A 14,197-nucleotide genomic window follows, 5' to 3' on the forward strand; every position below is an offset into this window, starting at 1 on the left:
AGTTAACACCTATTCATCGAACCAAGATTCCCGAGCCTTCATGATAAGCTTGCCTGCTGTTTCAGCATCTAAACCTTCAATATCTTCTAAATCAAAAACTGCTTGTTCAGCCAGATCGTCAACGGTAATAATGTCTTTTTGGGCCATTTTATAGGCCCAACTGACTGTCATACCCTCAAGATCCTGCAATTCTTGACTCGGCTCTTTCATGTTTTGCTGTTTAAATAATTCATCTGCAATGACTACTTCTTTAGCACGTTCTTGAATCATGTCAATTGCTTCATCGTCTAACCCTTCAATATCGTAGAAGGTCTCGACAGGTACATATGCTACTTCTTCAATACTCGTAAAGCCTATATCAACCAAAGCTTGGGCAAGGTCCTGATCTACTTCTAAACGCTCATAGAACAATTCAATAAATGCTTTGCTTTCGTTTTCTTGACGCTGTTGATACTCTTCTTCTAGCATCATGTTCAACTTATAACCAGTCAACTCTGAAGCCAAACGTACGTTTTGTCCTTGCGAACCAATGGCACGCGCAAGCTGATCATTGGTACTAAAGATAATATCTGCTGTCTGGGTGTCTTCATCTAAGATGATACTGCTGACGTCTGCAGGTTCAAGTGCACTGATAATATATTGTGCAGGATCGTCTGACCATACTACGACATCGATACGTTCTCCATCAAGCTCTTGCTGTACTGCTTGAATACGTGTACCACGCATACCAATACATGCACCCACCGGATCAATACGATGATCATTAGTCTTAACGGATATTTTAGCACGAGTACCTGGTAGGCGAGCGACATTACGAATCTCAATAATTTGCTCTGCGATTTCGGGTACTTCCTTTTGCATTAACGCTGAAAGCATTTCAGGATGCGTACGCGATAATAGTAGCTGTGCACCGCGATTTTCACGATTCACATGATACAAGATAGCATTAATACGTGATTTAACGCGTAGCTGCTCACGTGGCAACATATGATCTCGTGCTAAATAGCCTTCTGCATTGTCACCTAGATCGATAATATAACCATCACGCGTCTGCTTTTTAACTTCGCCATACATCATCTCACCAATACGTGGCTCAAAAGCATCTGCTACTAAGGCACGCTCAGCTTCACGAATTTTTTGGATGATTACCTGCTTTGCTTGAGTAGCTGCGATACGCCCAAATTCGATCGACTCAATCTGCTCTTCCTTTACATCCCCGATCGACCATTCTTCTTGATCAAGGTCAGTAATAGCAAGCTGACAAGCTGGCATTTCATGATCTTCATCAGCAACCACTGTCCAATAACGATAAGTATCATAATCGCCAGTAGTACGATCGATAGCCACTCGTACTGCTACTTCCGGTTGTTCGGTATATACTTTTTTCTTAGTCGATACTACTAAAGCGTCTTCTATGGCTTCAAATATATCTTCAGGGTTTAGGCCTTTTTCATTACTGACGGTTTCAACTACCGTTAAGATTTCACGACTCATGCTATACCAGTCCTATACTTACTTAAATTTCATAATTTGTGTATTGACGTTATGTTGCTAAAGTAAACCATACGTTATCTAAGTTTTTATAACATCAAGCGTCTTCAAAAACGAGATTGGCCTTGTCGATATTACTAAAAGTAATCTCGAACTGCTCATTATCAGTAGCAGTAAGAATCAACGAGGTAGCACCCATACTATCTAGGTTACCCGTTACTTTTCGTCGTTTTTTGTCCCCTTGCCCTATTGCTTGGATCAGACGCAAACTAACCGTTTGTCCGATGTAGTCTCGCATTTGCTCTTCTGAGAAGAACGCACGATCAAACCCTGGCGATGATACTTCTAAAATATACTCACCCGCAATAGGATCATGTACTTCAAGAATACCGCTCACTTGATGGTTGACTGCGGCACAGTCCTCAATAGTTACCTGTTTGTCTTGCGCTTGCTCTTCTGGTAGCGACTCGATATAAATACGCAATAAAGAACGACGTCCCTGTGGTACGAACTCTACGCCCCACAAAGCTACATCACATGCCGCTACTGCAGGAGCAATAATATTGGTCAATTCTTCAACTTTGGTAGAAAGTTTCATAATTTGTTTATAGTTTCCTATTTACTGGTGTACAGAACTTAAAGCGTTTTTTTATATTTTATGAGCAACGTTTAAGAATAACACTGTAATCGTTGTATCTTTTTGCAGCTAAACTAAAGTGTATGACTTTGCATATTAAGTCCAAGCCTCGTATCGTCTTATACTTATAGAATAATACAGATTATAGACGTTGGATTAAGGCTGTACATTCTAATAGAATACACAAAGCCAAAATATCACTGAGAGAGTATGAAATAAAAGGTATTGCCGCTTATGAAGCGCTGCACAATTAACCGATATTACTTCACTCTATAAAAATAGAGCTTAGCATAAGTAGGATAAATACCGTGATAACACAGACTCTCAGATACAAAAAAACCCACAAACATAATGGTGGGCTTATTGCAACTGACAATTTAGTGTACAAAAATCAGTATTGAAAGTGGTAGCGGGGGCTGGATTTGAACCAACGACCTTCGGGTTATGAGCCCGACGAGCTACCAGACTGCTCCACCCCGCATCAATTTAGAATGCACATTGTAGGCGAGTTTTATAAACTTGTCAATCTTTATTTAAAATAAATTTAAACTAAAAATCTTAACTCTATAACAATCCACTCAGCACTACGTGCTGCAAAAAAGTTGGTGCGATTGGGGGGACTTGAACCCCCACAGCTTGCGCTACCACCCCCTCAAGATGGCGTGTCTACCAATTCCACCACAATCGCTTATAGTCGTTTATAACTATAACTTTTTTACTTCTCTGTTTTTAAGCAGCTTTTTTCAAAGTCATGAGGATAACAATGAGGAGTAATACATGTAGCCGTACAAAAACAGACGAGCATTGTAAAACTAACCCAACGAAATAGCAAGGATGACTATAAAAAACTTGCCTACTACTACTCTTTGCAGGCTAGGTTGTTATAATTCAGCTCATTACTCAGGATTTTGCGTCAAAGGACGCGGCGTTTGCGGCGCTGAAACTGGAGCATCTAAACGAAACTGATCTTCAGCCTGCTCACGCGCGTTTACCGCAAGAACCATACTGGTTATAAAGAAAATAACAGTCAATACTGCAGTAGCACGTGTCAAAAAGTTTGCCGTGCCTGCTGCACCAAACACGGTACCAGAAGAGCCAGCACCAAAAGAGGCTCCAGCATCTGCTCCTTTGCCATGCTGTATCAAAATCAAGCCAATCATGGCAATCGCCACGATGATATGCAGGGCTAATATAAACGTAAACATGGTGGCCTCTTTTGCCGACAAATAACGAAAGTCAACTCTTAATATTTAGCACTATGATCATAGAACTATAGGAAGATTCAACTATAATAAGAATAAATAAGGCGCATTGTACACGATTGCAAGGGCACTGTTAAACCCACTTTTTATGACTCATAAACGCTTTTTGCTCAATACTTATTTTTAATAAGTAAACTTAGTAGTTAATTATTATAAAGTCTGTTTGTTTTTAGCTTGGTTAAAAGCGTGAGCAATCGCCAAAAAACTCTCTGCTTTTAGTGATGCACCGCCAACCAGTGCTCCATCTATCATAGGGCTGGCCGCAAAGCTATCAGCATTATCTTTGTTAACGCTGCCGCCATATAAAACCGTCGTTGCAGGTAGCGTTGTATCAAAGCTTGCGACTGTTTCTTTAATATGCTGATGAGTCGCGTCTACTTCCATCACTGTTGGGACCTTGCCTGTACCAATCGCCCAAACAGGTTCATAAGCGATAATCAAACGCTCCGCTAGTCTTTGAACAAGTTCAGGCGCTTGCTCTTTACTTTTAATAAGTAAGTCCTTTATTACAGCTAGTTGATCATCTAATACACTAAAGGTTTGCTGATTATCATATTGAGTTTGCGTTTCACCGATACAGTACACCACGCCTAAGCCTTGTGTAAAAGCATGACTCAGTTTTTCTAACAGACTCTCATGAGACTCTTGGTAATATTGGCGACGCTCAGAGTGCCCGAGTATCGTCCATGTCGCGCCTGCATCAGCGATTTGCTGTGCTGAACAATCACCAGTATATGCCCCGCTACTATCACTAAGCGCACTGATATCTTGAGCAGCAGTGAGTATAGCGGTGTTTTGCAAGCGTGCGCTCACATTTGCTAAGTGGATACAGCTAGGCGCTACCATTAACTGACAACCATTACTGACAGTATCATCAGCAGTCGTTAATAACGTGTCTAACAGTGCATTAACGTCTTTAGTCGTTGCTGGATTTTGTTTCCAATTGCCAATTACCCAAGCTTGCATGGTTTATCTACCTTCTATCATTCGTCGTTGTCGATGTGGCTGATACGCGCGTAAGTATAGCAAAAATTCATCTGCTACTGTTATAAGTGTCGTTATTGTTCTATAAGCTTTGACTTTTTACTGTCATAAAACTTTATATATTTTTAAAGCTGAAATGTAAATTGTCATGTTTCTTGCATATATTCACTATCGTTCTATTAAACCAGAGTATAAGTCACGATTTATAAGCTTGATTTGCTTATCGATATCGAAATAAAAAATAATTCTAAGACTAGCACTCATAGATTTGCCATATATGCAGTATTAAGGAGAAAGGGTCATGTCTACTACATTTGGTGGATTAGCACAGCAGCTAACTCATGCAGGGATTGTGAGTGAAGCAAACATGCAGACTGCTCAGACTGAATCAAAGCAGCAGCAACTCAGTCTCGTATCATATTTAGTAGAGCACAATATGGCCAATGCCTATCAGCTTGCTCAGTTGATGGCGCAGTCTTTTGGCGATCCGCTGTTTGATCTTAATGTCCTTAGTAATGATGTTATTCCAAAAGATCTGGTAGACGAGAAGATTGTACGTAAGTTTAATGCGCTGCCTATCTTTAATCGCGGACAGCGATTATTTGTGGCCTTAAGTGATCCTACTCGTATTGATGCTATTGATGCCATTGCCTTTAATTCTCGGCTGTCAGTTGAGACAGTAGTAGTCGAAGAAGACAAGCTTAAAAAACGTATCGATAGTATTTATGCAGACACCATGCAAAGTTTTGACAGTTTCGCTGATGGCGACTTGAGTGTCGACTTTGAAGATACAGAAGAAGGTGACAGCGGTGAAACCACACTTGCTGACGGTGTCGATGAAGCCCCTGTTGTGAAGTTTGTAAATAAAATGCTGGTCGATGCGATTCGTATGGGAGCGTCCGATTTGCATTTCGAGCCCTATGAGAAATCTTATCGGGTGCGCTTTCGAGTCGATGGTGTGATGGAAAAAATAGCAAATCCGCCCGTACAGCTGGCGGGTAAAATTGCAGCTCGCCTCAAAGTGATGTCACAAATGGATATCTCAGAGCGGCGCATACCACAAGACGGCCGTATTAAGCTTAAACTGTCCAAAAATAAAGCGATTGATTTTCGTGTGAACTCGTTGCCAACCTTATTTGGTGAAAAGGTGGTACTCCGTATTTTAGATCCTTCTGCTGCAAAGCTTGGTATCGATGCTTTGGGTTATGAGCCTGACCAAAAAGAGATGTTTTTAGAAGCGCTTCATAAGCCGCAAGGTATGCTATTGATTACTGGACCGACAGGCTCTGGTAAAACGGTATCGTTATACACCGGTATCAATATTTTGAATACCGGAGCGACCAACATCTCTACCGCTGAAGATCCTGTTGAGATTAACCTTGAGGGTATCAATCAGGTCAATGTGAATTCGAAAGTAGGTCTAACATTCTCTAATGCTCTAAAATCATTTTTGCGTCAAGATCCAGATATTGTCATGGTTGGTGAGATTCGCGATCTTGAAACGGCTGAAATTGCTATTAAGGCGGCTCAGACAGGGCATATGGTTCTCTCAACACTACACACCAATTCAGCGCCTGAAACCTTAACGCGTTTACGCAATATGGGCGTTGCCTCATTTAATATTGCCACCTCTGTCAACCTAGTCATTGCTCAGCGACTGGCGCGACGCTTATGCAAAAACTGTAAGACCGCTCTTAACGTACCAAGACAAAGCTTACTTGAGCTTGGCTTTACTGATGCTGACTTAGATGATCCAAACCACAGTATTTATGAGCCTGTTGGTTGTAACGAATGCCGCGAAGGCTATAAAGGCCGTGTTGGTATTTATGAAGTTATGAAAGTCGACCCAAATATCTCACGTATCATTATGGAGGACGGTAATGCAATCGATATTAAAGATGCCGCACTCAAAAACGGTTTTCGTGATTTGCGACGTTCGGGCATTTTAAAAGTACTTCAAGGTGTCACTAGTATACAAGAGATGATGCGAGTAACTTCTGAATGATAGTAAGTTAATGCTGGCCATTGTTTAAGACTTAAGAGCGACTAAATAACCATCTAAAAAACACTTATTAAATAACGCTGATTAGAGCATATAGATTACGAAAAACTTGAGGGTAAAGACATGGCACAAGCTAAGACTGATATGCTATTAGACTTTGTCTATGATGGAGTCAATCGGCGTGGACAAAAGATCAAAGGTGAAACCACAGGTCGCAGTTTAGAGATTGCAAAAGCGACGCTGCGTAAACAAGGTATCACAGTCAAAACAATCAAGAAAAAACCTAAGCCCTTATTTACCGTAAAAAAAGCCATCAAACCCATTGATATTGCCATCTTTGCGCGTCAATTAGCTACTATGATGAAGGCTGGTGTTCCCTTGACTCAGTCGTTTGAGATTGTCGCGGATTCGCTGGATAATCCAAGCATGAAAGACTTGGTCCTACAAATCAAAACCGATATTGAAGCTGGCGGCACCTTTGCCTCAGCGCTACGCAAGCATCCGCGCTATTTTGACGATCTGTTTTGCTCTCTTGTAGACTCTGGTGAGCAATCAGGCGCGCTTGAGACTATGCTTGAGCGTGTCGCTACCTACAAAGAAAAAAGCGAGCTTCTTAAAGCTAAAATCAAAAAAGCCATGAAATACCCTATCGCTGTAATTGTAGTAGCTATAATCGTCACCATCATCCTACTGATTAAGGTAGTTCCTGTTTTCTCGGGTCTATTTGAATCTTTTGGTGCAGAACTACCCGCTTTCACACAAATGGTTGTCGGTATGTCAGACTGGATGCAGGCATGGTGGTTTATTCTTATCATTGCCATTGGTGGTAGTATTGTTAGCTTTACAGAAGCCAAAAAACGCTCTAAAAAGTTTCGTGATTTTCTTGATCGTGCTACTTTAAAAGCACCTATATTTGGCAATATTGCTTACCAGGCTGTCATCGCCCGTTTCGCGCGCACGCTGTCTACTACCTTTGCGGCTGGTGTACCATTGATTGATGCTTTAGACTCTACTGCAGGTGCCGCCAATAATGTGGTGTTTTACGATGCTATTCAACAGATCAAAAACGATGTATCAACCGGTCAACAATTGCAGTTTTCGATACGCACGACTAACCTGTTCCCAAGCTTAGCGATCCAAATGGTCGGTATTGGTGAAGAATCAGGCAGCTTAGAAGAGATGCTTGACAAGGTAGCCGTATATTATGAAAACGAAGTCGATAATGCCGTTGATGGTTTGACCAGCTTGATGGAGCCATTGATCATGGCGGTACTAGGGGTTTTAGTAGGTGGTTTGGTCATTGCCATGTACTTACCAATCTTCCAGATGGGTTCAGTAGTAGGGTAGCAAATTGATGCAATTGTTAGAATTATTACAAAGTAATATGACCTTGGCGCTCGTTGTATTTGCAATATTAGGGCTATGTATAGGCAGTTTTTTGAATGTCGTGATTCATCGCATACCGCTGATGATGATTTATAGCTGGCGACAAGAATGCAGCCAGTTTATGTCTCAGCAAGTAGATATGCCGCATGAGCATACTAAGGCCTTAACGGACATTACGGCGACAGATACGCCCATTACTTTGAGTAGACCAGCATCGCGCTGTCCTCACTGTGCGCATCAAATAAAATGGTATGAGAATATACCCTTAGTAAGTTGGCTTGTACTACGTGGTCGTTGCTCTGATTGCAGCGCAGCGATTGGTATACGTTATCCTATTGTAGAGCTAGTCACTGCGCTACTATCAGCATTGGTTATCTATCAATTTGGCGTTACAGCTGCTGGCTTGTCTGCTCTCATTTTGGTATGGACATTGATTGCCTTAACTGGTATCGATTTTGATACGCAGCTATTACCTGATCGACTGACTTTTCCATTAGCAGGATTGGGCTTAGCAGTGAACTCTCAAGGCTGGTTTGTCTCCCCTACCCAATCGGTTTGGGGGTTATTGCTAGGATTTTTGTCTTTATGGATCGTCGTAAAAGTGTTTTATCTCATAACCAAAAAACATGGTATGGGACAAGGTGATTTTAAGCTACTAGCAGTATTGGGGGCTTGGCTTGGACCTATGATGTTGCCGTTGATCATTCTTCTATCTTCTTTACTAGGCTTAATTGTCGGTATTGTTTTGATGAAAAGGCACGGAGAGAGCCAGCCTTTTGCCTTTGGACCTTATATTGCGATCGCTGGAATAATTGCTCTCCTTTATGGCTCTGATATTGTTAATTGGTATTTAGATATGTATGTTTAATATAGAATTACAATATAACAAACGAATGCTTATATCTTTATCGGCGGTACGCGTTAAGCTAGTTGATTAATGACGATTGTTTGATAAGAACAAGCAATTCATTAGTACTAATATTCATAATTGTCTTTTCTACCAACTTACGAGCCAATAAGTCACCGCTATGTCAATATATTCTGAAACGCCTGTACATAAACGCCAACAAGCTAAAATACAGAACAAGACCTTAGTGGTTGGGCTAACAGGCGGTATCGGTAGTGGTAAGTCTGCCGCCAGCGATTGGTTTGCAGCACAGGGAATTGACATCATTGATGCCGATGTGATTGCTCATGAAGTAGTAAAGAAAGGCAGCCCTACTTTGCGTAAGATTCAAAAAAAGCTTGGAGAATGGGTAATTGATGCAGAAGGTCACATGGACCGTGCAGCAGTACGCACACACGTGTTTGCCAATCCTGCCGCGCTTATTGACCTTGAAGCCATTACCCACCCTGCTATTCGCGAGGCTGCAAAACAACAACTAGCAGCAAGCACTTCACCCTATGTTATATTGTCAGCCCCACTACTCATTGAGGCCGCAGAAGCAGGTCTTGCTAACTTATGCCAACGTATTTTAGTCATTGATGTAGATGAAGAGACGCAACTTGCGCGTGCCAGTCTGCGTGATGAACAAAGTGTAGTGAAAATAAAAGCCATCATGGCAAACCAACTTCACCGTACTGAACGTAATCACCATGCTGATGATTTGGTGGTAAACGAAGAAGACTTAGCAAGCTTACATCAACAGCTAGAGCCATTGCACCAAACGTACCTTAAGCTTGCCCAGCAGCTAAAGTACGCTGGCGATTGATTTCGTAAAGCGCCATACCAGTAGCCACACTCACATTAAGGCTTTGTAAGTTACCGTGCTCATTGCCTGACATAGGTATGTATACCAGCTCATCACAGCTTTCTGTGGTCAACCGACGCATGCCCTCACCTTCTGACCCCATAATTAAAGCTGTTTTTCCTGTCAAATCAGCAGCATGTATAGGCTTAGCTGTCTCATTTAATGCCGTACCGAATACAAAAACGCCTGCATCCTTAATACGCGTCAGTGTACGCGCTAGATTGGTTACACTAACAATAGGCATCATCTCAGCTGCGCCTACTGATACTTTAGCGACTGTCGGAGTCAAACTTGCTGCATGATGCTTTGGACATATCACTGCATCCACACCCATAGCGACTGCTGTACGTAAGCAGGCACCAAAGTTGTGCGCATCCGTAATCTGATCAAGTACCAATAATAAGCATTGATTGCGCCCAATAACGTTATCTAATAATCCTTCATCTGCAAATCCTAATGGACGAGCATGTAATACAACCCCTTGATGCTGAGGACTACCGCATAGTTGCGTCAGCTTATCTTTTTGCGTTGGCTGCATGCTAATGCCATTTGCCTGTGCTTGCGCGATAATGTCTCTTACATGACTGTCGTTTTCGCGCCCTTGTTGTACAAATAAGCTCAATGCATCAAGTGGACGATGCTCAAGCAAAGCTTCGATGGCGTGAATACCATAGAAATAACTGGGTTTTGCCATAATAGGCCTACTAAAAAATTGAATATCGCTAATATGATATAAGTTGGGATAACACGATGTCTATCTGTCTCTACAGAAATTTATCGAATATGATTACAGTAAAGCGGTACCTACCTTGTGAATACTACCCTTCTAAATGGCAGACATACTGTACAATCTCTTCAGTACGCAGATTGAAGCTGCTATTGCCTTCAACCACGAACGATTGACCAGCGCGGTAGTAGCTAAACTCCTCATCGCCCTCTATTTTGACTTCACATTCGCCGCTAATAATCTCAATACGCTCTGAGGTATTGGTACTAAAGTGGTATCGTTCAACGGTATTGTCACAAGGTAAAATGACACCCAATGTTTTATGCCGGCCATCTTCGAACATAATAGTATGACTTGAGCAGCGCCCATCATACGTTACTGTAGCCTGAGCATTGACCGTTACGTTAGTATATTGTGCCGCTGACATAGTGGCTTCCTTATCAAATAATTATAGCTAAACTAAAAAATAAGTGTCTTATGACATTACAGTTTACATCTTCATACTGAACATAGCTTATTTTAAAATAACTGCTTTTAATATAGTTATTATTAAATAAGCAGATTATATTACTGGTTTGATAACCTAACCGCTTATAGACTCAAGTTTTACCTAGGCACGTCCCATCTTTGACAGACTATTATGTGTACATACTGTGGCATAAGTTTATGATTGAGTGAGTTTATGCTACCACATTATCTCTAAAAAGTTTGTTACAGCGATGCTGAAAATATTATCTATTCACCAAACTGACCATCTTCTAGTACCCTTAAATAATTGCTATGTATACCAATATTGATATAATTTGCTAGGGTTATGACCATTAATTAAATCCTCATTTAGTTTAGAATAAGACACCAAACACAGTTGCTTTTCACAGACCTTATCGTTAGTCTAACTAAGATTACCAATGCCAATTGCCTACCATGAGAGACTTTAATGCTTTTATCGTTAACCTTATATCAGTTTGCGCTGATTGCTGAACATGAGCTGAGCATGGCTGAAGGCTTTAATGTCATTACTGGTGAAACAGGCGCAGGAAAATCGTTGCTACTGGATGCATTATCGCTTTGTATCGGTGAACGAGCAGACAGTGCCATGGTCAGACATGGTGCGGCTCACGCCGATATCTACGCGCAGTTTGATGTGACAAATAATGCTGTTGTGTCCGACTGGTTTACTGAGCATGAGCGCTCTTTAGATGAGCCTGAGATATTGATTCGTCGTCAGCTAAGTAACAGCGGGCGCTCAAAAGCTTGGTTGAACGGAACGCCTGTGAGCCTAGCTGAATTGAAAAGTTTGGGTGCATTGCTTGTCAACATTCATAGTCAGCATGCGCAGCAAGCGCTACTAAAGCCGCAATTTGTAGTGCAGTGGCTTGATGAGATGGCTCAGTTAACTCCTTTAGCAGCGCAGACGGCGAGCAGTTACCAGCACTATCAACAGCTAAAACGTCAAGCGGATGAAATTGCTAGCCGCGAAGCCCAGCGTCAAGACCGTATTCAACTGCTACAAAACCAATTGGCAGATATTGCACCGTTATTGGCTGTCGACTATCATGATGTCGAAGCTGAGCATGAAGAGCTGTCTAATATAGAGGCCTTAATGACAGAGGCCAGTCAGGGTTTGCACTTGCTCGATAATGATAGCGATGAGCCTGATGTCATGACCTTACTTGGTCAAGCGATTAAACTGTGTGACCATCAAATAGGGGTTAGCCAAACCTTTGGGCAAGCCTCAGAGCAACTACATCTTGCGCAGCAGCAGATCACTGAAGTGACTGCTCTACTTTCAGATTATGCCGAACAACAACTTCCTGATCCTGAACGCTTGCAAACCTTGGACAGCCTGATAAGTCTTGGCCATCGTCTATCGCGCAAACATAACTTACCGGCAAATGACTTAATTTCTGAAGCCCATGTGTGGCAGCAGCAGTTAGAACAGTTAGAAAACGAGCCTAGTAGTGATGTGTTGGCTGCACAAATCGAAGATGCTTGGCAAGTGTATCTGCAGCTCGCTACCAAGTTAAATGAGCAGCGTTCAAAAGCGGCACCCGTGATCAGTGAGCAACTTATTCAGCAACTACAGCCCCTTGCTTTGCCTAACGCTCGCTGTGAGTTTGTCTTTACTAAAAAGGCGAATCCCAGTCTTTATAATGCGCAAGGTTGTTACGATATTGACCTATTGTTTAGCGCCAACGTTGGTATGCCGATGCAGCCGCTACACAAAATTGCCTCAGGTGGTGAGCTGTCGCGCATGGCGCTGGTCATGCAAGTATTGCAAGCGACAAGTGCGGATAACAATGCTGCCAAACCGATGCTAGTCTTTGACGAGGTGGATGTCGGTATCAGTGGCGGTACTGCCCAGGTAGTAGGCGAATTACTGCGTAGCCTTGGACAGACACAGCAGCTGCTAGCAATTACTCATCAGGCTCAAGTCGCCGCCCAAGCACATCAGCATATTTTAGTGCAAAAGCATCACAATGAGCAGACGCAAAGTGAGCTTATTATTTTGACCAAAGATGCGCAGGTAAATGAGCTGGCACGTATGTCAGGCGGGGTTACTATTACTGATGTGACTCGTGACCATGCCCGTAGTTTGCTAACTGGTATCAAGTAAAGACATATTGCTAGTATGCATCCTTATTTTAAAAGTGGGATGGTAAAATAGCTCATACTTTACGTCTATTGCTTATGATAACGATGTCATTCCTATATTGCTTTTTTGTTTAGTATCACCATATAGTAGTGTCTCACCTTTTATATTACTTATATTATATTTGTCTTTATGTCCAAAGCTAATTTGACCCATCACTTCTTAATTGCCGCTCCTGACTTGTCAGACCCAAGGTTTGAGCGGGCGCTTATTTATATTTGTCGCCATGATAAACAAGGCGCTTTAGGGTTGATGGTGAACCGTCCCCTTGAGCAGGCGCGTGTGGGTAAACTGCTAGAAGATTTGAACATCGATGTGACCAATCCTCAAATTATGGAAGACTTAGCACTAGAAGGCGGCCCGATGTATCCTGAGGTAGGATTTGTATTACATACGGGTCAACCGGAGTGGGCATCGTCATTTGCCATCTCAGAGAACGTATGTATCACTACCAGTCAAGATGTTTTACAGCGTATCGCTGCAGGGCAAGGTATTGGGCACTACCACTTATGCTTAGGACATGCCAGCTGGAACAAAAAACAGCTCGAGCGTGAGCTTAAAGACGGCGACTGGTTAGTATGCCCTGCCGACTTAACATTATTATTTGATACGCCGTTTGAAGAGCGCTGGCAGCTCGCCGCTGAGAAAATCGGGATTAACTTTGATTATCTCAGTAGTGATATTGGTCATGCATAAGGTATTTGTCATGGTAGAGTCTCGTCCTATTAAATTGGGCCTCATAGAAATAGGAGATGCATAGAGTGATGGTAGATTCTGATCCTTCTCTTGAAGCTGTTGACACGGCTATATCGGAACCTGAGATTAAGCCGCATCTTATCTTGGCACTAGATTATGGTGTCAAAAAAATGGGAATGGCACTTGGCAATACTGTGACCGAGACTGCACGCGCATTTGATATCTTGGCCATGAATAATGGACAGCCAGACTGGGACAATCTATTGGGCATTATTAAGGTTTGGGGGGTTACCCAAGTGCTCGTCGGGCTCCCTTTAAATATGGACGGTAGTAGCTCTATGCTCTCAAAACGGGCGCACAAATTTGCGCGTCGCTTGGCTCATAGATTAATGGAGCAGCGCCTGCCTGCAAAAGTGACATTATGTGATGAGCGTCTAACTTCTATGGCTGCAAGAGAGATCGCTTGGGAAAACGGTTGGATTCGAAATGAGCGTGACCCAATCGACGACATCTCTGCCTGTATTTTATTATCAACGTACTTTATCGACCCAAATAGCAGCATGGCCATCAGTGCAATAAAACCTGATTAGTTGAATCATTAGACAGTC

General features: G+C 42.3%; 13 protein-coding genes and 2 tRNA genes. 7 read left to right on the forward strand and 8 right to left on the reverse strand.

Annotation, left to right across the window (positions count from 1 at the left end; all coding sequences use genetic code 11):
- Window positions 1-9: 9 nt before the first annotated feature.
- From nusA to tpiA, 6 genes are all read right to left on the reverse strand, one after another.
- The gene (nusA, locus tag ACS8FB_RS09730) at window positions 10-1,494 is read right to left on the reverse strand and encodes a transcription termination factor NusA (protein ID WP_299218735.1); all 1,485 of its coding nucleotides are present in this window, start codon (window positions 1,492-1,494) and stop codon (window positions 10-12) included.
- A gap of 94 nt (window positions 1,495-1,588) precedes the next feature.
- Window positions 1,589-2,089, reverse strand: a complete 501-nt coding sequence (gene rimP, locus ACS8FB_RS09735; RefSeq protein WP_299218737.1) for a ribosome maturation factor RimP — start codon at window positions 2,087-2,089, stop codon at window positions 1,589-1,591.
- 443 nt (window positions 2,090-2,532) lie between these two features.
- Window positions 2,533-2,609 (reverse strand) — tRNA-Met (locus ACS8FB_RS09740).
- A 122-nt stretch (window positions 2,610-2,731) separates the two neighbouring features.
- A tRNA-Leu gene (locus ACS8FB_RS09745) sits at window positions 2,732-2,816 on the reverse strand.
- Between the two features lie 208 nt (window positions 2,817-3,024).
- Entirely contained in the window at window positions 3,025-3,333 is a 309-nt protein-coding gene (gene secG / locus ACS8FB_RS09750; RefSeq protein ID WP_299218738.1) for a preprotein translocase subunit SecG, read from the reverse strand.
- Window positions 3,334-3,540: 207 nt separating this feature from the next.
- Window positions 3,541-4,356 (reverse strand): triose-phosphate isomerase, encoded by an 816-nt coding sequence (tpiA, locus tag ACS8FB_RS09755; protein ID WP_439262509.1) that lies wholly within the window; start codon window positions 4,354-4,356, stop codon window positions 3,541-3,543.
- 319 nt (window positions 4,357-4,675) lie between these two features.
- Here tpiA and pilB point away from each other — a divergent pair, with 319 nt between their 5' ends.
- The 4 genes from pilB (at window position 4,676) to coaE (ending at window position 9,474) form a co-directional block, all read left to right on the forward strand.
- A complete protein-coding gene (gene pilB, locus ACS8FB_RS09760) occupies window positions 4,676-6,379 on the forward strand; it encodes a type IV-A pilus assembly ATPase PilB (RefSeq protein WP_439262511.1) in 1,704 nt (567 codons plus the stop codon).
- 120 nt (window positions 6,380-6,499) lie between these two features.
- The gene (locus ACS8FB_RS09765; RefSeq protein ID WP_299218744.1) at window positions 6,500-7,723 is read left to right on the forward strand and encodes a type II secretion system F family protein; all 1,224 of its coding nucleotides are present in this window, start codon (window positions 6,500-6,502) and stop codon (window positions 7,721-7,723) included.
- 7 nt (window positions 7,724-7,730) lie between these two features.
- Complete coding sequence (locus ACS8FB_RS09770) at window positions 7,731-8,630, forward strand: prepilin peptidase (RefSeq protein WP_439262513.1); 900 nt, start codon at window positions 7,731-7,733, stop codon at window positions 8,628-8,630.
- Between the two features lie 160 nt (window positions 8,631-8,790).
- On the forward strand, window positions 8,791-9,474 hold the full coding sequence (gene coaE / locus ACS8FB_RS09775; protein ID WP_439262515.1) for a dephospho-CoA kinase: 684 nt from the start codon (window positions 8,791-8,793) through the stop codon (window positions 9,472-9,474).
- Here coaE and rlmB read toward each other — a convergent pair.
- Both rlmB and ppnP read right to left on the reverse strand, forming a co-directional pair.
- Window positions 9,437-10,207 carry a 23S rRNA (guanosine(2251)-2'-O)-methyltransferase RlmB gene (rlmB, locus tag ACS8FB_RS09780; protein ID WP_439262517.1) on the reverse strand — a complete coding sequence of 257 codons (771 nt, stop codon included), beginning with the start codon at window positions 10,205-10,207 and terminating at the stop codon, window positions 9,437-9,439. The two genes, coaE and rlmB, sit on opposite strands and share 38 nt — an antisense overlap.
- Before the next feature lie 124 nt (window positions 10,208-10,331).
- Entirely contained in the window at window positions 10,332-10,667 is a 336-nt protein-coding gene (gene ppnP, locus ACS8FB_RS09785; RefSeq protein WP_299218752.1) for a pyrimidine/purine nucleoside phosphorylase, read from the reverse strand.
- Window positions 10,668-11,177: 510 nt separating this feature from the next.
- On the opposite strand from ppnP, the gene recN reads away from it, so the two are divergent.
- From recN to ruvX, 3 genes are all read left to right on the forward strand, one after another.
- Entirely contained in the window at window positions 11,178-12,857 is a 1,680-nt protein-coding gene (gene recN, locus ACS8FB_RS09790) for a DNA repair protein RecN (protein WP_439262519.1), read from the forward strand.
- A 168-nt stretch (window positions 12,858-13,025) separates the two neighbouring features.
- Window positions 13,026-13,589 carry a YqgE/AlgH family protein gene (locus ACS8FB_RS09795; protein WP_439262521.1) on the forward strand — a complete coding sequence of 188 codons (564 nt, stop codon included), beginning with the start codon at window positions 13,026-13,028 and terminating at the stop codon, window positions 13,587-13,589.
- 68 nt (window positions 13,590-13,657) lie between these two features.
- Entirely contained in the window at window positions 13,658-14,179 is a 522-nt protein-coding gene (gene ruvX, locus ACS8FB_RS09800; RefSeq protein WP_439262626.1) for a Holliday junction resolvase RuvX, read from the forward strand.
- The last annotated feature ends 18 nt before the right edge of the window (window positions 14,180-14,197 follow it).

The organism is Psychrobacter sp. 1U1 (assembly GCF_051847535.1).
In the GTDB taxonomy this organism is placed as follows: Bacteria; Pseudomonadota; Gammaproteobacteria; order Pseudomonadales; family Moraxellaceae; genus Psychrobacter; species Psychrobacter saeujeotis.

Coding starts and splice junctions, on each gene's coding strand:
- nusA (WP_299218735.1), bottom strand. CDS start 1,494: ATGAGTCGTGAAATCTTAACGGTAGTTGAAACCGTCAGTAATGAAAAA.
- secG (WP_299218738.1), bottom strand. CDS start 3,333: ATGTTTACGTTTATATTAGCCCTGCATATCATCGTGGCGATTGCCATG.
- ppnP (WP_299218752.1), bottom strand. CDS start 10,667: ATGTCAGCGGCACAATATACTAACGTAACGGTCAATGCTCAGGCTACA.
- coaE (WP_439262515.1), top strand. CDS start 8,791: ATGTCAATATATTCTGAAACGCCTGTACATAAACGCCAACAAGCTAAA.
- tpiA (WP_439262509.1), bottom strand. CDS start 4,356: ATGCAAGCTTGGGTAATTGGCAATTGGAAACAAAATCCAGCAACGACT.
- ACS8FB_RS09770 (WP_439262513.1), top strand. CDS start 7,731: ATGCAATTGTTAGAATTATTACAAAGTAATATGACCTTGGCGCTCGTT.
- rlmB (WP_439262517.1), bottom strand. CDS start 10,207: ATGGCAAAACCCAGTTATTTCTATGGTATTCACGCCATCGAAGCTTTG.
- pilB (WP_439262511.1), top strand. CDS start 4,676: ATGTCTACTACATTTGGTGGATTAGCACAGCAGCTAACTCATGCAGGG.
- ruvX (WP_439262626.1), top strand. CDS start 13,658: ATGGTAGATTCTGATCCTTCTCTTGAAGCTGTTGACACGGCTATATCG.
- ACS8FB_RS09765 (WP_299218744.1), top strand. CDS start 6,500: ATGGCACAAGCTAAGACTGATATGCTATTAGACTTTGTCTATGATGGA.
- ACS8FB_RS09795 (WP_439262521.1), top strand. CDS start 13,026: ATGTCCAAAGCTAATTTGACCCATCACTTCTTAATTGCCGCTCCTGAC.
- recN (WP_439262519.1), top strand. CDS start 11,178: ATGCTTTTATCGTTAACCTTATATCAGTTTGCGCTGATTGCTGAACAT.
- rimP (WP_299218737.1), bottom strand. CDS start 2,089: ATGAAACTTTCTACCAAAGTTGAAGAATTGACCAATATTATTGCTCCT.